This window comes from Achromobacter seleniivolatilans (genome assembly GCF_030864005.1).
Classification (GTDB): Bacteria; Pseudomonadota; Gammaproteobacteria; order Burkholderiales; family Burkholderiaceae_B; genus Achromobacter; species Achromobacter seleniivolatilans.
On the sequence record NZ_CP132976.1, the window covers coordinates 1,782,738 to 1,800,434 of the forward strand.

A 17,697-nucleotide genomic window follows, 5' to 3' on the forward strand; every position below is an offset into this window, starting at 1 on the left:
CGTATCTTGCACTGAAGCCCGGTTAAACCCGGGCAGCACGCAAAGCACGCCGCACCGCAATGCCTGATTCGAGGCATTGCGGTGCATTTTTTTTTCGCCCACATTGCCGGACTCTGCCTGGACCAGCGCGGCAAGCGCAGATCAGCGATGGCCTCCAAGCGGAAAAAACACGTCCTTGCTACGCAGGGCGTACGCCCGGCTGCACATGCCGCGGCAGTTCCACACGAAAGCACGTGACTCCGCCGGCGGACTCCGCGATGATACGGCCGCCATGCGTCAGCACAATCTGCTGCGCGATGAACAGTCCCAGCCCCAGCCCCTGATGACCTTCGGGCCGACGCTCGCCGCCACGAAACGGGTTGAACAGATCCGGCAGCAATTCTGGGGGAATGGCGCCTTCATTGCTGACCGTCACGACGACCTGATCCAGCGCCGTGCCATCCACCACCACCTGCACCGGAGCAGCGTGACTGCCATGGTGCAACGCATTCCCTACCAAATTCGCAAGCACCTGGCATAGGCGCTCACCATCCCAGGAGCCAATCGGATCGACTCGGCATTCACATTCGATCTGGCGGCCCGGGAAACCCGCCTGCACTTCATCCACTGTGCGCCGCACCAACGATTCCATGCTGACTTGGGCCGGCACCAGGGTCAGTCCGCCCGTCTGGCGGATGCGTGTCACATCAAGCAAATCTTCAATCATGCGGCTCATGCGCTCGCTGCTCTGCTGCATGCGCTGGGCAATGTTGACGACGCGCGCAGGGTCAATCTGGCGTTGCAACAGGGCCGAGCCCATAACAATGGCCTGTAGCGGCGAACGCAAGTCATGGCTTAACACCGCCATGAACATCTCGTTCACCCGCAACGCCTCGGTCTGTTCTTCCAGTTGCCGCGCCAGCGCGCGCTTGCGCTCGTGCAGCTCGAAAAATACGTTTGCCTTGGTGCACAACATGTATGGGTCAATGGGTTTGTACAGAAAATCCACTGCCCCGGTTTCATAACCCCGGAACTGCCAGTTTTGTTCGCGCGATCCAGCGGTAATGAATATCAGCGGAATATGGCGGGTGCGTTCGCTGCCCCGGATCAGTTCGGCCAGTTCGAAGCCGTTCATGTCGGGCATCTGCACATCCAGCAATGCCAGCGCCACATCGCCATGATGCAACAGCAATTCCAGCGCCTGCGGGCCGGACTGTGCCTTCAGCACCTCTACGCGGCCGCTGTCCAGAAGCGCCTCCAGCGCAATCAGGTTCTCTGGAACGTCGTCAACCAACAGGCACTTGATACGGGCAGCTGGGGATTTGGCAGGTGTCAGGATCATGATGTCCGAATGGTTGTAGTTACAAGAGCCGATGCACGGGCAGACGCGCAAACATTGCCGCGATCTCATCGGGTGTCATCACATGGTGGCCAGGAACCTTGGTCAAAGCGGCTTGCGGCATGGTCGGCATGGCGGCGGTGGCAGGCGACTGCACCACGGTGCAGCCACCAGCAGCGTGGATCGCCGCCAACCCTTCTGCACCATCCTCGTTCGCCCCGGACAGCAACACACCCAACAGCTTTCCGCCATAACAATGGGCGGCGGAGTCAAACAGCACATCTATTGCCGGTCGTGAATAATGCACGGGTTCGTCGATGGACAGCGCCAGCCGCGGCCCCTTATCCACCAGCAGGTGGTAGTCAGGCGGCGCCACATACAGATGTCCAGGCTGAATTTGTTGCTGGTCTTCGGCCTCTAGCACGGGCAACGCGCAACGATCACGAAAGATATCGGCCAGCAGACTGCGGCGGTCGCGTGGCAGATGCAGCAGCACGATCACCGCAGCCTGCAAACCCGCGGGCAGCGCGGGTATCAAAACATTCAGCGCATCGATGGCGCCCGCCGAACCGCCAATGACAATCGCTTCCCACGGACCAGCCGAAGACGCAATCGCGCCAGAATTTGCCACGCGCGCGCTCATAACCCCGCCTTCTTGCGATAGACGCGGTCTGCCAGCACAAAGTCGTCGAAACTATCGGCCACCGCCGAGAATCGCAGCGACTCCCTGGAACCCAGCCCTAAAAAGCCGCGATGGACCAATGCGTCATGGAACAAGCTCAAAGCCCGGTTCTGCAAATCACGCTCAAAATAGATCAGCACGTTGCGGCAGGAAATCAGGTGCATCTCTGCGAACACGCTGTCTGTCGCCAGACTGTGATCGGAAAAAACCATGTGCTCGCGCAGGCTTTTGTCGAACACCACTCGTCCATAGCGGGCGGTGTAGTAGTTCGACAGCGAGCTGCGCCCGCCAGACCGGGCGTGATTCTCGGTAAATGCAGCAACGCGATCCAAGTCAAAGACGCCCTGCTCCGCCATGTGCAATGCCTGCGGATTGATGTCCGTGGCATAGATCAGCGACCGGTCAAGCAGGCCTTCTTCAAGCAGCATGATGGCAAGCGAATACACCTCTTCGCCAGTGCTGCATCCCGCCACCCAGATCTTGATCGATGGATAGGTGCGCAGAATGGGCACGACCTCGTTGCGCAACGCCAGAAAATAGCTGGGGTCACGGAACATGTCGCTGACCTGCACCGTCAGAAACTGAAGCAAGCCGGTGAATACCGCGGGTTCATGCAGCACACGGTCCTGCAATTGCGACAGCGTCTTGCACCCAAACTCGGTCAGTGCGCTTTGCAAGCGCCGCTTGAGCGACGCCTGCGCATACTCACGGAAGTCATAGTGGTAGCGATGGTAGATGGCATCGAGCAGCAGCCGCTGCTCGATATCTGCAATGCGCGTCTTCACGGTTTGGGGCATGACTGTGCTCTGCTAAAAATGCGCTGTCCGCGCCTTACTTACGCATCCAGACCCGCACCAAAGACAGCAGGCGTTCCACGTCCAGCGGCTTGGCGATGTAGTCGTTGGCTCCGGCCGCCAAGCACTTTTCCTGATCGTCCTTCATGGCCTTGGCGGTCAGCGCGATGATGGGCAAGCGCCGCCATTCGGGCCGCGTGCGGATCTCGCGCATGGCCGTATAGCCATCCATCTCGGGCATCATGATGTCCATCAGCACCAGATCGATCACCCGGTGGCTGCCTGTGCCGGCGCGGCCCAGAGCATCAAGCGCCTCACGTCCGTTGCGCGCAATTTCCACATGCAAGCCAGTGGGTTCAAGAATGCTCGACAACGCAAAGATATTGCGTACGTCGTCTTCCACCACCAGTACCGTACGGCCTTCAAGCGCCGTATCGCGGCTGCGGGCCAATTCCAGCATCTGGCGCTGTTCAGGCGGCAGTTCGGCTTCGACCTGATGCAGGAACAGCGTTACCTCATCAAGCAAGCGTTCCGGCGAACGCGCGTCTTTAATGATGATGGCCTTGGAGAAGCGGCGCAAATGCTGCTCTTCGTCGCGCGACAGCGCGCGGCCGGTATAGACGATCACCGGCGGGAACGACACGCTTTCTTGCTCGGTCATCTGCTGCAACAGCTCGTAGCCGCTCATGTCGGGCAGATTCAAATCCATCACCACGCAATCAAACGTGGTGTCGCGCAAGCATTCCAGCGCAGCGGCGGCGGTGGCCGCCGGCACAATCTCAACGTCATTGCGCGCCAGCAACTGCCGCACGCTTTCGCGCTGGCGGTCATCATCTTCAACCACCAGCACCCGACGCAGATTCTGGGTGAACTTCGCTTCCAGCCGCTGCAACGCGTGTATCAGCTCTTCGCGTTTGACGGGTTTGAGCGCGTAACCGATAGCCCCCCGGCCCATGGCTTCTTGCGCGTAGTCGGCTACCGACACGACATGCACTGGAATGTGGCGGGTATGGGGATTGCGCTTCAGCTGATCCAGGACGCCCAACCCCGAAAAATCAGGCAGGTTCATATCCAGGACGATGGCATTGGGACGCTGCTGCGCTGCCAGCGCCAGACCCTCGGTAGCGGTATGCGCCACAAGACAGCCAAAACCCATCTCGCGCGTCAGGTCCGACAGAATGCTGGCAAAGCGCTTGTCGTCTTCAATAACAAGAATAGTGCGGCCGGGCCCGTCTCCGAGGCCTGCCTCGGCAGCGGGCGCCGTGTCCGAAACCACCGGTGCCGCAATGGGCGGAACAGGTTGCGTAGCGGGCGCAAAGGCGCTGCGCATGCCTTGTGCCCGGGCCGGCGGCTGCGCCCCGGCATCCAGGCGCATCGGCAATATCAGCGTAAATACGCTGCCCTGCCCTGGCGTGCTGGCAACAGACAGAGTGCCGCCCAGCAACTCGGCCAGATCACGCGAGATCGATAAGCCCAGGCCCGTGCCGCCAAATTTGCGGTGTGTGCTGCCGTCGGCCTGCCGGAATGCCTCGAAAATCAGTTCTTGCTGGTCGGCCGGAACGCCGATACCCGTGTCCCGCACCGCGAACGACAACATATTGCGCGGCGCGCGCGACACCCGCAGCGCCACCGTGCCGCGCTCGGTGAACTTCAGCGCGTTCGACAACAGGTTCTTTAACACCTGCCCCAGACGCTGAGGATCGGTATCCATGGAAGCAGGCACATCCGGATCAACTTCCAGATCCAGCCTCAGCCCTTTCTCTTGCGCCATTGGCCGCAGCGGTTCCAGCAAACGTTGCAGCACCGGGGCGATAGCGACTTGTTCGACGTCCACGCTGGCCTGGCCGGCTTCAATCTTGGCCAGGTCCAGGATGTCGTTGATCAGCGACAGCAGGTCGTTGCCAGCGGCGTGGATGGTCTGCGCGTATTTGATCTGGTCCGCGCTCAAGTTGCCGGGCTTGTTGTCGCCCAGCAGCTTGGCCAGAATCAGCGTCGAATTCAGCGGTGTGCGCAGTTCGTGGCTCATATTGGCCAGGAACTCGCTCTTATATTGGCTGGCCTGCGTCAGTTGCCGGGCCTTTTCGGTCAGAGCGTCCTGCACCCGCAGCAACTGTTCGGCCTGCGACTCCAGATTGGCGTTGGTCTGCTCCAATTCGGTCTGCTGCAGCTCCATGCGCGCCTGCGACTCTTGCAGAATGCGGCTCTGCTGCTCAAGCTCTTCATTGCTGACGCGCAATTCTTCCTGTTGGGTCTGTAGTTCTTCCGACTGGCGCTGGGTCTCTTCCAGCAAAGACTCCAGCCGAGTCCGGTCCAGGCCCGCACGGATCGCGGACGCCAGCATTTCAGAGGCCCCTTCCAGCAAGGCGCGCTCGCCCACCCCCACGGGGTGATTGAATCCAAGCTCCACCACCGCAAACACCCGGCCGTTCTGGATGGCGGGCGTCAGTACCAGCTCGGCCGGATTGGACCGGCCCGTGGCGGACGAGACTTCCAGGTGGCCGGCCGGCACATTGCGCACATGCAGTAGTTTGCGCGAAGTAGCGGCCTGCCCGGCCAGTCCCTCGCCCGGCTGGATTTTCTGCGCCAGACGCTCGGGCGGCATGGCATAGCCGCCAAACAATTCCAGTTCGCCGCTATGGCGGTCGACCACGTAGCCCGCGCCCACACTGGCATCCACATATTCGGCCAGGTAGTCGAGTGCGCGCTTGCCGATTTCGTCCAGGCGGTGGTCGCCTTGCAAACGCATGCTGAGACCCGACAGGCCAGCCGTCACCCAGGACTGACGCGCCTTGATGCGATATTCCCGTATGGTCATTCCGGCAGACGCCAGGATCAGCGCCAGCAATACCAGCGAGCCGCCCCAGGAGTAGTACTGCGACGTGGCCGCCATTGCAGCCCACGCTTCCTTGCCCTCTGCCAGTTCGCCCATCTGCCGCGTGTACAGATCAGCCACCAGATCGCGCAGCCGATCCATCGCGTCCTTGCCCGCATCGGTACGCACAACCGCCATGGCGCCTTCAACGTTGCCAGCCTTACGCAGTTCTACGGTGTCTTGCAGTTCCTGCAACTTCTGACGCGTAATGCCTTCGATGTCGTTGACGATACGGCGTTGCGCCGAGTCATTGGAAACCGCCTCTTTCACCGCGGCCAGGCGTTGATCGATCAGGCCTAGCGATCGTAGATACGGCTGCAAATAGGTGATATCGCCCGTCAGCAGATACCCTCTTTGACCCAGCTCGGCATCCTTCACCGCCGAGTTGAACAGGCTGAGCTGGCGCAGCGTCTCGGTGGTGCGATCCACGGCCTTGATGGCCTCTACCCGGATCTCGGCCGACCGAAGGTTGACGAAAGCGATGACCACGGTGGCCAGCGCCGCCGTCACGAAACCGGCCAATAGCGTGCGGGGAAAGGTATAGCGACGGACAGGCTGCGACGACGAGTTCGGCATGGGTTCGGAGCACCGGGACAGTGTGGTTCGGGCTTGCGGTTGATCGATACGACGATGCGGGCGCCAAGAACACAACAAAGCGCCGCCCGGCTATCGGAAGCAGCGTAGGACTATACAGGGTTTGATGGCAGCAGCAGGCATGGCCAAAACTTCTGGCCCGTACATTTAAATGACAGCTTAGGCTGCTTACAATGCCACTGTTGCAACGCAACATTCCGCTGTTTTCTCTTAGTCTTCAAATGTCTCACACTTCTTCCACGCAGCACCGCCCCGGCCTGGTGCTGCTCGCGCTAGCTGTCGGCAGCTTTGCCATCGGAACCACCGAGTTCGCCACGATGAGCCTGCTGCCCTACTTCGCACTATCCCTCGGCATCGATGCGCCCACTGCGGGCCACGTGATCAGCGCGTACGCGCTGGGTGTCGTGGTTGGCGCCCCCATTTTGGCCGTCCTGGGCGCCAAAATGCCCCGCCGCAAGTTGCTGATCGCCCTGATGGGGCTATTTGCCATCGGCAACGGACTGAGCGCGATCGCCCCCAATTACCACTGGATGCTGTTCTTCCGCTTCTTGAGCGGCCTGCCCCATGGTGCGTATTTCGGCATCGCCTCGCTGGTGGCCAGTTCGCTTGTGCCCTCCAACCGCCGCACGATGGCGGTGGGCCGGGTATTCCTGGGGCTGACAGTCGCCACCATCGTGGGCGTGCCGCTGGCGAACTGGCTGGGACAAGTGATCGGCTGGCGTTGGAGCTTTGGTCTGGTGTCATTACTGGCACTGCTCACCATGATCAGCGTGCGCATCTACGCGCCCGACTCCCCGGCCGATAAGCAAGCCAGCCCGCTGCGCGAACTGAGCGCGCTGGGCCGCGGCCAGGTCTGGATCACGCTGGCAATCGGCGCGGTAGGGTTTGGCGGTTTGTTCTCGGTCTACACCTATCTGGCCGACACCTTGACCGCAGTGACTCAGGTGTCGCCCAGTACGGTACCGCTGGTGTTAAGCGTGTTCGGCGTGGGCCTTACCGTGGGCAACATGATTGTCCCGATATTCGCGGACCGGGCCGTGATGCGCACGGCCGGCCTGCTGCTGTTGTGGTCGGCCGTGGTGCTCGCGCTATTCCCGTTCATGGCACACAACGTCTGGCTGATCTCGCTGAATGTGTTCCTGGTGGGCGTGGGCGGCGCACTGGGCACCGTGTTGCAGACTCGACTGATGGACGTCTCGGGCGACGCCCAAGGGCTGGCAGCGGCGCTCAACCATTCAGCCTTCAATACCGCCAACGCGCTTGGCCCCTTTCTGGGTGGCCTGGCCATTGCCGCGGGCCTGGGTTGGACCTCGACCGGCTGGGTAGGCAGCCTGCTTGCCATCGGCAGCATGCCGTTGTGGCTGTGGGCGGTAATGCTGGAACGCCGCAGCCGCTCCGCACGCAGCGGCACGCTGGTCGCCAGCGCCGAATCGGCGCGTTGATCTCGCGCTTGGGCGCCGGCCCGCGGGCTGGCGTCCCGCTCAGGGTTTTGGGTCAAGGCCAATGCCTTCAGACGCAAACCTGACGCTCAGCGGCGCATGCGGCAATTCGTGACACTTAAAACGGAAATTGCCTACCTCCCTACGGAAAAGCGCAGCAAAATAATGCGGCGCGCCCAAGTGCTGTCCGGACGCAATCTGAAGCCACTCAGGAGCACCGACATGACCAGCAAAAACACCATTTGTCTCTGGTATGACGGCACGGCGCTGGACGCCGCGACCTTTTACGCCCAGACGTTTCCCGACAGCGCGGTGCAGGCCGTGCACCGCGCGCCCGGCGACTATCCCGCAGGCAAACAGGGGGATGTGTTAACGGTGGAGTTCACGGTAATGGGCATCCCGTGCCTGGGCCTGAACGGAGGTCCCGCCTTCACGCATTCCGAGGCCTTCTCGTTCCAGGTCGCGACCGACGACCAGGAAGAGACAGACCGTTTATGGGACGCCATCATCGGCAATGGCGGGCGCGCTAGCGAATGCGGCTGGTGCAAGGATAAATGGGGACTGTCGTGGCAGATTACGCCCCGGGTGTTGACTGCGGCGATCACCCATCCTGACCCCGCCGCTGCCAAACGCGCATTCGACGCCATGATGGAAATGGGAAAAATCGACATTGCCGCGATCGAAGCGGCGCTGCGCGGCTGAATTTTCCCCAGGCGAGGGCCACAGCGCACGGCGCCCAAATGAAAACGCCGCGCCACGACGCCTGTGATCCAGGCGTGCAACACGGCGTGCTGTGGCGAAAAGCGCTTACTGCACGCGCAGCTTTCCATCCGCAATGATCTTCGCCCACTTGGCCTGCTCGCCCGTCTGAAACGCAGTGAACTCCGCCGGCGTGTTCGGTGTGTACGCCAGGCCCAGCGCCTTCATTTTGGCGCCGACGTCCGGTTTGGCAATGATGGCGGCAATGGTCTTGTTCAAGCGGTCAACCACGGCGGGCGGCGTGTTGGCCGGCGCGTAGATGGCCTGCCAGCTGCTGACATCAAAGCCCGGCACGCCCGCTTCCTGCATGGTCGGTACGTCTGGCATGACCTCGGTGCGCTTGGCGGATGTCACGGCCAAAGCGCGCACTTTGCCGCTTTGCACATAGGGCAATGCCACCAGCGCGGTTTCAAAAGAGCTGGGAATTTGCCCGCCGATCAGGTCTTGAACGGCCGGTGCGCTACCGCGATACGGCACGTGCGTCAGGTGGGCGCCGGTCAACTGCTTGAAGACTTCACCCGACAGATGTTGCGACGTGCCCTGCCCGGCCGAGCCGAAGGCGATGGTGTCCGGCGTCGCCTTGGCCGCTGCCACCACGTCTTGCACCGACTTGTAGGGCTGGTTCGCGCCCACGAGCAACACGTTTGAAATGCTGCCTAACAAGATGACGGGCGCAAAGTCCTTGGCGGCGTTGTAATTGATGCCCGGCAGCAAGGACGGGTTGATCGCGTGCGTGGCAATCGTACCCAGCAACAAGGTATAGCCGTCCGGCTTGGCTCGCGCTACGGCGTCTGCACCCAGGACCCCGCCTGCGCCGCCCTTGTTTTCCACCAGCACCGTCTGCCCCAGGTTGGCGCCCAATTCCTGCGCCATCAAACGGCCCAAGATGTCCGATGTGCCTCCGGCGGCAAACGGCACAACCAATGTAATGGCTTTGGCCTTGGGCCAATCATCGGCCGCTTGAGCGGCGGTGGCGCCCAGGGCGGTCAGGGCCAATACGGCAAAGGTGCGGCGCAAAACGGGAAATGCCATCAAGTTGTCTCCTAGAGGAATAGTGTCGTCGCTATATCTTGTACGTTGTCGTACGACTTCTGGAAAAAGAAGAATAACGTTCCAGCTTTCCAGGATCAATCTAGGGTAATTCCGGGTTTTTCGGCATTGAACTACCACATGCACACTATGGAAATCCCAAGTTTGTGTTCGGTGTTGCCTATCCAACTTGTATGTTGTACGATGACATACATCTACTGATCACTACCAGGAAACGGCAGCGTTGCCGCCCTGATTTTTCGCATTACCCATTCCTCTTACATGGATGACAGGCATGACGACTCCCCAGGAACTTAAAGAAATCGTCTCGGAAGGACTGCTTTCCTTCCCGGTGACGGACTTTGATCAGAACGGCGATTTCAACGCCAAGACCTACGCGGCCCGCCTGGAATGGCTGGCCCCGTATGGCGCCACCGCGCTGTTCGCCGCTGGCGGCACGGGTGAGCTCTTCTCGTTGGCCCCCGAGGAATATTCGGACGTCATCCGCACCGCCGTGCAGACCTGCGCTGGCAAGGTGCCGATTCTGGCTGGCGCTGGCGGCCCCACCCGCACCGCCATCGCGTATGCACAAGAAGCCGAACGCCAAGGCGCCAAGGGCATCCTGCTGCTGCCGCACTACCTGACCGAAGCCTCGCAAGACGGCATCGCCGCTCACGTCGAACAAGTCTGCAAGTCGGTCAAGATCGGCGTCATCGTCTACAACCGCGCTCAATCGCGTTTGTCGGCCGACAGCCTGGCCCGTCTGGCCGAACGCTGCCCCAACCTGGTCGGCTTCAAAGACGGCATCGGCGATATCGAAGCCATGGTCAGCATCCGCCGCAAGCTGGGCGACCGCTTCTCGTACCTGGGCGGCCTGCCCACGGCAGAAGTCTACGCAGCCGCCTACCGCGCGCTGGGCGTGCCGGTGTATTCGTCGGCCGTGTTCAACTTTGTGCCGAAGACCGCCATGGACTTCTACCGCGCTATTGCCGCGGGCGATCACGACACGACCAACCGTCTGCTGGACGATTTCTTCCTGCCCTACCTGGAAATCCGCAACCGCAAGGCCGGCTACGCGGTCAGCATCGTCAAGGCCGGCGCCAAGCTGGTTGGCCACGACGCAGGCCCCGTCCGCGCTCCGCTGACCGACCTGACCGGCGAAGAGCTGGAAATGTTGAACGCACTGATCAAAAAGCTCGGCCCGCAGTAAGCCGTTCTACGACGACCGAAACGCCCTCCTGATTGGAGGGCGTTTTTTTTGGCTGAAGGCGCGACTGTTCGACAGATACAAACAGTAGTTGGCGGAAAAGCTCCTGTATGTTGTCATACGGGTATGTTTTTGATGGGAGATTGGCGGCAAGTCCGCCTCTGCCCGCCGGGCCGGACACCCGGACACAACACCTGAAAAGCGTACACTTGCGGCTCTGGCCGCCGGCAAAACCGGCCAGCAAGCCCCGCCTACATTTCCTATAAGAGAGACAATGCAAACTCCAGCCCGGCCCCGCCCGCGTTCGCGCCTGACCGACGTGGTGATCGAGGAATTGACCAAGCGCCTGGATGGGCGCCTGTATCGCGCAGGCGACAAGCTGCCGTCTGAACACGCGCTGTGCGCCGAGTTCGATGTCAGCCGCACCGTCATCCGCGAAGCCGTTGCGTCCATGCGCTTGAGCGGCCGCCTGGTCAGCAAGGCCGGCATCGGCGTATTCGTCACGGAAGACCGTGAAAAGCCCATCGACTTCGTCATCGCGCCCGCCGTGGACCCGCGCTGGGCCTTGCACATCATGGAGTTGCGAGCTGGCCTGGAAGTCGAAGCCTGTGGACTCGCGGCCGAACGCCGCACATCAGCCGACCTGAGCGGCATCGTAGAAGCCTTTGATGCATTCAACCGCGCCACGCGCGATATGGAAGCCGCCGTCAAGGCTGATTACGAGTTCCACCTGGCCATTGCCAATGCGTCCAACAACCCTCACTTTCCTGCCCTGTTGAAAGCTGCGGTGCGTGATGTGATGCTGGATCTGAACATCAAACACGGCGGCAAGACCCCTGAAGAGCTCGAAACGTACGAGAGCCGCAACGTGCGTGAGCACGAAGCCATCCTGACCGCGATCATGCGCCGCGACCCGGGCGCTGCGCGCGCCGCCATGGCACGCCACCTGGGCGATAGCATCGCGCGCTATCGCAAGCTGCTGTCGCAGTCGCCGGCTCAATAAGCGCCCTTATTTAGCACCCTTCTGGACCCGGGGATTCGCCCGTAAGTTTTAAGCAAATTACGGGAATCCCCTTACTTGCCTACTTGTATGACAGCTGCCATCATACGTCTCATGACATAGCGAAGATTCAGACCGGAAAGCTCGGGCCTGAACCCTTCGCTACCGTATGACCCTCGTTGCACAAGTGCCGCCGATGAGCCCGATTCTTTCCCTTCGCACGACGTTCCACCGCTACGCCACGCGTATTCATCGGCACGACACCTGACCGGCATTCGCTGGCCAATCGCACTACCCCCCTTTCCTACCCCGTCCGCTCACGCGGCCCCACCCGCTCCGGCGATTTGCCGGACGCGACGGCGTGCGCGTGGATGGTTCCCATTTTTCCGCTTATCCCAAGCGCTTTCCGACCCCCCCAGGAGCACTCTCCATGCGTAAGTTTCTGACCACCGCCGTTGCGGCGACCTTGCTGTGCGTCGCCTCTGGCGCACAAGCTGGCGTGACCTTTGACGCCGTCAAGAAAAAGGGTTTCTTGCAGTGCGGCTTTGCCGGCATTCCTGGCTTCTCGGTGTTGGACAGCAAGGGCGAATGGACCGGCCTGGATGTGGACATGTGCCGCGCGGTTGCCGCCGCCATGTTCGGCGACGCCTCCAAGGTCAAGGGCAACGTGCTGACGGCGCAAGCCAAGTTCACCGCACTGCAATCCGGTGAAATCGACATGCTGTCGCGCAACACCACGCAAACCCTGACCCGCGACACGACGCTGGGTCTGATCGGCGTCGGCGTGAACTTCTATGACGCCCAGGGCCTGATCGTCAAGAAGTCCATGAACGTGAAGACGGTCAAGGAACTGGACGGCGCCACCATCTGCGTGCAGCCGGGCACCACCACCGAACTGAACCTGGCCGACTACTTCCGCAGCCGCGGCCTGACCTTCAAGCCCGTGCTGGTTGAAAACTACGACGAGAACTTCCGTTTGCTGGAATCGGGCCGCTGCGACGCCTACACCAACGACAAGTCCAATACCGCCGCCAACATGCGCACGCGCCTGGCCAAGCCGGAAGACTGGGAAATCCTGACGGAAAACCTGTCCAAGGAACCGCTCGGCCCCATGGTCCGCCAAGGCGACGAGCAATGGTTCAACGTGGTCCGCTGGTCGCTCAACGCCATGCTGGAAGCCGAGGAATACGGCATTACGTCCAAGAACGTGGACGAAATGTTGAAGAGCACCAACCCGAACGTGCAACGCATTCTGGGCGTGACGCCTGGCATGGGTAAGAACCTGGGTCTGGACGACAAGTGGGCCTACAACATCATCAAGCAAGTCGGCAACTACGGCGAAAGCTATGACCGCGCCATGGGCAAGGACAGCCCGCTGAAACTGGAACGCGGCTTGAACAAGCAGTGGACCCAAGGCGGCCTGATGTACGGCTGGCCGGTGCGCTAAATCTGGTTTGCGCGGCTCTGCCTGATGGCGGAGCCGCTTTTCTCTTTACCCCGCATGTCCGGCCGCTATCCGGCTGGTCTTTGCCTCTTTACGTTGTAATCATGAACAGCATCGTCAACGCCCGCCTGAAACAGATCAAACCTTCGCCCAGCATGGCCGCCAAGATCGTCGTTGACGAATTGCGCCGCCAGGGCCGCGAAATTGCCGACTTCACGCTCGGTGAGCCCGACATGGCGACGCCCGCTCACATCGCGCGCGCCGGCCAAGACGCCATTGCTAGCGGCGATATCCGCTACACCAGCCCGAACGGCACCGTGGGCTTGCGCCGCGCCATTGCCAACAGCCTGGAGCTGGGCTTGGGCGTGTCTTACGGCATGGACCAGATCACCGTGGGCGCGGGCGCCAAGCAGATCATTGGCGCTGCACTGACCGCCAGCCTGGAACCGGGCGATGAAGTGATTGTGTGCGCGCCGTACTGGGTGTCTTACCCCGACATGGTGCTGTTGAACGACGGCAAGCCCGTGGTCGTGACCGGTCCGGAGTCGCAAGGCTTCAAATTGAACGCCGCCACGCTGGAAGCCGCCATTACGCCGCGCACCCGCTGGCTGATTCTGAATTCGCCCAGCAACCCCAGCGGCGCCGTCTACAGCGCCGCAGAACTGCGCGCCCTGACCGACGTGCTGCTGCGCCATCCGCAGGTGTGGATTCTTAGCGATGAAATCTACGCGCCCTTCTGCTATAGCGGCGAAAAGCACGCCTCGCCCGTGCAAGTCGAGCCGCAACTGATCCAGCGCACGCTGATCGTCAACGGCATGTCCAAGTCATACGCAATGACCGGCTGGCGCGTGGGTTACGGCGCTGGCCCGGCCGACCTGATCAAAGCCATGAGCACGGTCATGTCGCAAAGCACTTCGTGCCCCAGCGCGATCTCGCAAGTGGCAGCGCAAGCCGCCTTGGAAGGCGACCAGTCCAGTGTTGCGCAGATGGTTGACATCTTCAAATCGCGCCGCGACCTGATCGTGCGCCGTCTGAACGACATCCCCGGCATCTCTTGCGCCATGCCGGACGGCGCGTTCTACGTGTACGCCAACGTGCAGGGCCTGATCGGCCGCACCGGCCCCGCTGGCGAGTTGAAGACCGATCTGGATGTCAGCCTGTTCTTCCTGCGGGAAGCGGGCGTTGCCGTGATCGACGGCGGCTCCTACGGCCTGTCGCCGTACGTGCGCTTTTCGTTTGCCACGTCGACCGAGGTCATTGAACAAGGCATGGACCGTTTGGCCATCGCCGTCAAAGCCTTGATGGCGGATTAAGCCGTGGCCCAGCACAGAGAAAAATCCTCAGTGCCGCGGCCCCAGCACCGGCTTTCCTGGAATGATCCGGCGACTCGCGCGCTGGTCTATCAGGTGCTGGCGCTGGCCCTGGTCGGGGCCAGCATCTGGTTCCTGGTACACAACACGCTGCACAATCTGTCGATGCGCAACATCGCCACCGGTTTCGGCTTCCTGAACCGTGAAGCGGGCTTTGCCATTGGCGAATCCGTGATTGCCTATGGACCCGCCGACACCTACGGCCGGGCCATCGCCGTTGGCGTGTTGAACACGCTGCGGGTCGGCCTGATTGCGCTGGTTGCCGCTACCGTACTGGGCGTCCTCATCGGGGTGGGCAGGCTGTCCAAGAACTGGCTGGTCGCAAAGATCACCTCGGTGTATGTCGAGGTGATGCGCAACGTGCCGCTCTTGCTGCAATTGTTCTTCTGGTATGCGCTGATCACGGAAAACATGCCGGGTCCGCGCCAGGCGCACAACCCCTTGCCGGGCGTCTTCATATCCAACCGCGGATTGAAAGTACCGGGCCTGGAAGGCGCATCGCTAGACTGGATGCTGGCCGGCTTGGCGTTGGCCGTTGTTGCCATTCTGATTCTGGGCCACTGGGGCACAAAGCGTCAGGAAAGCACAGGTCGCGTGTTTCCGCTGGGCCGCGCGGCGATCGGCTTGCTGATTGTCCTGCCCGTTCTGGGCTGGGCCGCAAGCGGCGCGTCGCTGACCCTGGACATGCCGGAACTCAAGGGCTTTAACTTCGTTGGCGGATTGACCTTGTCGCCGGAATTCGTCGCCCTCTTCCTGGGGCTCACCGTCTATACGTCGGCGTTCATCGCCGAAGTGGTGCGCTCGGGCATACAGGCCGTGAACAACGGACAGTGGGAAGCCGCGGGATCGCTGGGCTTGCCGCGCCGCAAGGTGTTGCGCCTGGTTGTTCTGCCGCAGGCGCTGCGCGTGATCATTCCTCCGATGACAAGCCAGTACCTGAATCTGTTGAAAAACAGTTCGCTGGCAGTAGCCATTGGCTATCCGGATATTGTGTCGGTCGTCAACACCACACTGAACCAGACGGGCCAGGCCATCGAGGGCATTCTTATCATCATGGGCGCCTACCTGACGGTCAGCCTGTCGATATCGATATTCATGAACTGGTACAACAAGCGCATCGCGCTGGTGGAGCGTTGATATGAGCAGCACTACGCATATGCCCGCCGAAGCATTGCCGCCGCCCAGCACCCATGTGGGCGCATGGGCGTGGGTCAGGTCCCGCCTGTTTTCGTCGCCGTTGAACATCTTGATCACGGTGTTGTTGGCGTGGTTTTTGTTGATGTCGGTTCCGGCGCTGGTGGAATGGGCGTTCATCAAGGCCAACTTCACGGCGTCTAACGCACTCGAATGCCGGGCATCGGTGGGCGGCGCCTGCTGGGCCTTCATCGTTGAAAAGCATCGGCTGATCCTGTTTGGCACCTATCCTTTTGACGAGCAATGGCGTCCGCTGATTGCCACCCTGATCCTGGTCGCGGTGATCGTGTGCAGCGGCATGCGCCGCTTCTGGAACGGCAAGCTTGCCGTCATCTGGACCGTGGGCCTGACGGCTGTGGCGCTCTTGATGTGGGGCGGCGTGTTTGGCCTGACCTATGTGGAAAATTCGCGTTGGGGCGGCCTGCCGCTGACGCTTATTCTGTCCACGTTCGGCATCGCCTTCGCGTTCCCGATCGGCGTCCTGCTGGCTTTGGGCCGCCGGTCCAAGATGCCCGCCATCAAGGCGTTGTGCGTCGTGTACATCGAGCTGATCCGTGGCGTGCCGCTGATCAGCCTGCTGTTCATGTCGTCGGTCATGCTGCCCTTGTTCCTGCCGGAAGGCTTCACCATCGACAAGCTGCTACGCGCGCAGATCGCGATCATCATGTTTGCGGCGGCGTATATCGCTGAAACGGTGCGCGGCGGCTTGCAAGCGATCTCGAAGGGGCAATACGAAGGCGCGGATTCGCTGGGTCTGAACTACTGGCAGCAGATGCGCAAGATCATTCTGCCGCAGGCGTTGAAGATCGTGATTCCGCCTTTGGTGGGGATTTTCATCGCCCTCTTCAAAGACACGTCGCTGGTCGTGATCATCGGCATTTTCGATTTGACCTTGGCAGCCAAAGCGGCCTTGTCCGACGCAGCATGGCGGGGTTTCGGGGTAGAGGCTTATCTCTTTATCTCGTTGATCTACTTCGTCTTTTGCTTTTCCATGTCCAAATACAGCCAGGCGCTTGAAAAGCGGCTGGCCACCGGGCACGCGCGCTGAACCGAGCGCGTCATCCGGTAAACCTGAAGGAGACCAAGCATGTCGGATTCCATTATTCGATTGCAGGGCGTGAACAAGTGGTACGGCCAGTTCCACGTGTTGCGCAACATCAACCTGGACGTGGCGCCAGGCGAGCGCATCGTGGTGTGCGGACCGTCCGGTTCGGGCAAGTCCACGATGATCCGTTGCATCAATCGTCTGGAAGAGCATCAGCAAGGCCAGATCATTGTGGACGGCACTGAGCTCACCAACGACTTGAAGCACATCGAGACGATCCGCAAGGAAGTCGGGATGGTGTTCCAGCACTTCAACCTGTTCCCGCACCTGACCGTGCTGGAAAACCTGACGTTGGGCCCCATGTGGGTGCTGAAGAAGCCGCGTGCGGAAGCAGAAGCCACGGCGATGAAGTACCTGGAGCGCGTGCGTATTCCGGAACAGGCCAAGAAGTTTCCCGGCCAGTTGTCGGGCGGCCAGCAACAGCGGGTGGCGATTGCGCGGTCGTTGTGCATGAACCCCAAGGTCATGTTGTTTGACGAACCGACGTCCGCGCTGGACCCGGAAATGGTCAAGGAAGTGCTGGACGTGATGGTGACGCTGGCCCAGGAAAGCGGTATGACCATGATTTGCGTAACTCACGAAATGGGCTTCGCCCGCAAGGTTGCCAACCGCGTGATCTTCATGGACCGCGGCGAAATCATCGAACAGAACACGCCTGACGCGTTCTTCGATAACCCGCAGAACGAACGGACCAAACTGTTCTTGAGTCAGATCCTGCACTGATTTACCCAAACCGCCTTCATGGCGGTTTTTTTTTGGTTTGATGGTTTCGTTGCCGAAAAGAACCAGAACGCCAAGCCAGCAGGTGTATCCCCCTCAAACGCGCATTAGTGATTTGGATATTCCGCCAGTGGCACCCTGGCTGCCGATCACAAAACAGATATCAACAT

14 protein-coding genes are annotated in these 17,697 nt (G+C 61.0%); 9 read left to right on the forward strand and 5 right to left on the reverse strand.

Annotated features, from left to right (window positions below):
* Window positions 1-178 precede the first annotated feature (178 nt).
* From RAS12_RS07885 to RAS12_RS07900, 4 genes are read right to left on the reverse strand one after another with little or no spacing between them, the layout of a single operon-like run.
* Window positions 179-1,321, reverse strand: a complete 1,143-nt coding sequence (locus RAS12_RS07885; RefSeq protein WP_306946988.1) for a hybrid sensor histidine kinase/response regulator — start codon at window positions 1,319-1,321, stop codon at window positions 179-181.
* A gap of 19 nt (window positions 1,322-1,340) precedes the next feature.
* Window positions 1,341-1,961, reverse strand: coding sequence for a chemotaxis protein CheB (locus RAS12_RS07890; RefSeq protein WP_306946990.1), 621 nt, complete (start codon window positions 1,959-1,961; stop codon window positions 1,341-1,343).
* Window positions 1,958-2,797, reverse strand: a complete 840-nt coding sequence (locus RAS12_RS07895) for a CheR family methyltransferase (protein WP_306946992.1) — start codon at window positions 2,795-2,797, stop codon at window positions 1,958-1,960. The genes RAS12_RS07890 and RAS12_RS07895 overlap by 4 nt, the downstream gene beginning before the upstream one ends.
* A 34-nt stretch (window positions 2,798-2,831) precedes the next feature.
* The gene (locus RAS12_RS07900) at window positions 2,832-6,242 is read right to left on the reverse strand and encodes a response regulator (protein WP_306946994.1); all 3,411 of its coding nucleotides are present in this window, start codon (window positions 6,240-6,242) and stop codon (window positions 2,832-2,834) included.
* A gap of 239 nt (window positions 6,243-6,481) precedes the next feature.
* Between RAS12_RS07900 and RAS12_RS07905 the strand changes: the two genes are divergently transcribed.
* Together RAS12_RS07905 and RAS12_RS07910 are read left to right on the forward strand one after the other, a co-directional pair.
* Window positions 6,482-7,702, forward strand: coding sequence for an MFS transporter (locus tag RAS12_RS07905; RefSeq protein ID WP_306946996.1), 1,221 nt, complete (start codon window positions 6,482-6,484; stop codon window positions 7,700-7,702).
* A gap of 219 nt (window positions 7,703-7,921) precedes the next feature.
* Complete coding sequence (locus RAS12_RS07910; RefSeq protein ID WP_306946998.1) at window positions 7,922-8,401, forward strand: VOC family protein; 480 nt, start codon at window positions 7,922-7,924, stop codon at window positions 8,399-8,401.
* A gap of 105 nt (window positions 8,402-8,506) precedes the next feature.
* On the opposite strand, the gene RAS12_RS07915 is transcribed toward RAS12_RS07910, so the two are convergent.
* Window positions 8,507-9,490: a Bug family tripartite tricarboxylate transporter substrate binding protein gene (locus RAS12_RS07915; protein ID WP_306947000.1), complete on the reverse strand. Its 984-nt coding sequence runs from the start codon at window positions 9,488-9,490 to the stop codon at window positions 8,507-8,509.
* A 292-nt stretch (window positions 9,491-9,782) separates the two neighbouring features.
* Here RAS12_RS07915 and kdgD point away from each other — a divergent pair, with 292 nt between their 5' ends.
* The 7 genes from kdgD (at window position 9,783) to RAS12_RS07950 (ending at window position 17,530) form a co-directional block, all read left to right on the forward strand.
* The gene (gene kdgD, locus RAS12_RS07920; RefSeq protein ID WP_306947002.1) at window positions 9,783-10,697 is read left to right on the forward strand and encodes a 5-dehydro-4-deoxyglucarate dehydratase; all 915 of its coding nucleotides are present in this window, start codon (window positions 9,783-9,785) and stop codon (window positions 10,695-10,697) included.
* Between the two features lie 271 nt (window positions 10,698-10,968).
* Window positions 10,969-11,697: a FadR/GntR family transcriptional regulator gene (locus RAS12_RS07925; protein ID WP_306947004.1), complete on the forward strand. Its 729-nt coding sequence runs from the start codon at window positions 10,969-10,971 to the stop codon at window positions 11,695-11,697.
* A 427-nt stretch (window positions 11,698-12,124) separates the two neighbouring features.
* Window positions 12,125-13,141 (forward strand): amino acid ABC transporter substrate-binding protein, encoded by a 1,017-nt coding sequence (locus RAS12_RS07930; RefSeq protein WP_306947006.1) that lies wholly within the window; start codon window positions 12,125-12,127, stop codon window positions 13,139-13,141.
* Between the two features lie 101 nt (window positions 13,142-13,242).
* Entirely contained in the window at window positions 13,243-14,451 is a 1,209-nt protein-coding gene (locus tag RAS12_RS07935; protein ID WP_306947008.1) for an aminotransferase class I/II-fold pyridoxal phosphate-dependent enzyme, read from the forward strand.
* Window positions 14,452-14,481: 30 nt separating this feature from the next.
* Window positions 14,482-15,645, forward strand: a complete 1,164-nt coding sequence (locus RAS12_RS07940) for an amino acid ABC transporter permease (protein ID WP_306951347.1) — start codon at window positions 14,482-14,484, stop codon at window positions 15,643-15,645.
* 1 nt (window position 15,646) lies between these two features.
* Window positions 15,647-16,750, forward strand: coding sequence for an amino acid ABC transporter permease (locus tag RAS12_RS07945; RefSeq protein ID WP_306947010.1), 1,104 nt, complete (start codon window positions 15,647-15,649; stop codon window positions 16,748-16,750).
* A 39-nt stretch (window positions 16,751-16,789) separates the two neighbouring features.
* A complete protein-coding gene (locus tag RAS12_RS07950; protein ID WP_306947012.1) occupies window positions 16,790-17,530 on the forward strand; it encodes an amino acid ABC transporter ATP-binding protein in 741 nt (246 codons plus the stop codon).
* The last annotated feature ends 167 nt before the right edge of the window (window positions 17,531-17,697 follow it).

Coding starts and splice junctions, on each gene's coding strand:
- RAS12_RS07950 (WP_306947012.1), top strand. CDS start 16,790: ATGTCGGATTCCATTATTCGATTGCAGGGCGTGAACAAGTGGTACGGC.
- RAS12_RS07945 (WP_306947010.1), top strand. CDS start 15,647: ATGAGCAGCACTACGCATATGCCCGCCGAAGCATTGCCGCCGCCCAGC.
- RAS12_RS07910 (WP_306946998.1), top strand. CDS start 7,922: ATGACCAGCAAAAACACCATTTGTCTCTGGTATGACGGCACGGCGCTG.
- RAS12_RS07905 (WP_306946996.1), top strand. CDS start 6,482: ATGTCTCACACTTCTTCCACGCAGCACCGCCCCGGCCTGGTGCTGCTC.
- RAS12_RS07935 (WP_306947008.1), top strand. CDS start 13,243: ATGAACAGCATCGTCAACGCCCGCCTGAAACAGATCAAACCTTCGCCC.
- RAS12_RS07895 (WP_306946992.1), bottom strand. CDS start 2,797: ATGCCCCAAACCGTGAAGACGCGCATTGCAGATATCGAGCAGCGGCTG.
- RAS12_RS07915 (WP_306947000.1), bottom strand. CDS start 9,490: ATGGCATTTCCCGTTTTGCGCCGCACCTTTGCCGTATTGGCCCTGACC.
- kdgD (WP_306947002.1), top strand. CDS start 9,783: ATGACGACTCCCCAGGAACTTAAAGAAATCGTCTCGGAAGGACTGCTT.
- RAS12_RS07885 (WP_306946988.1), bottom strand. CDS start 1,321: ATGATCCTGACACCTGCCAAATCCCCAGCTGCCCGTATCAAGTGCCTG.
- RAS12_RS07925 (WP_306947004.1), top strand. CDS start 10,969: ATGCAAACTCCAGCCCGGCCCCGCCCGCGTTCGCGCCTGACCGACGTG.
- RAS12_RS07930 (WP_306947006.1), top strand. CDS start 12,125: ATGCGTAAGTTTCTGACCACCGCCGTTGCGGCGACCTTGCTGTGCGTC.
- RAS12_RS07890 (WP_306946990.1), bottom strand. CDS start 1,961: ATGAGCGCGCGCGTGGCAAATTCTGGCGCGATTGCGTCTTCGGCTGGT.
- RAS12_RS07900 (WP_306946994.1), bottom strand. CDS start 6,242: ATGCCGAACTCGTCGTCGCAGCCTGTCCGTCGCTATACCTTTCCCCGC.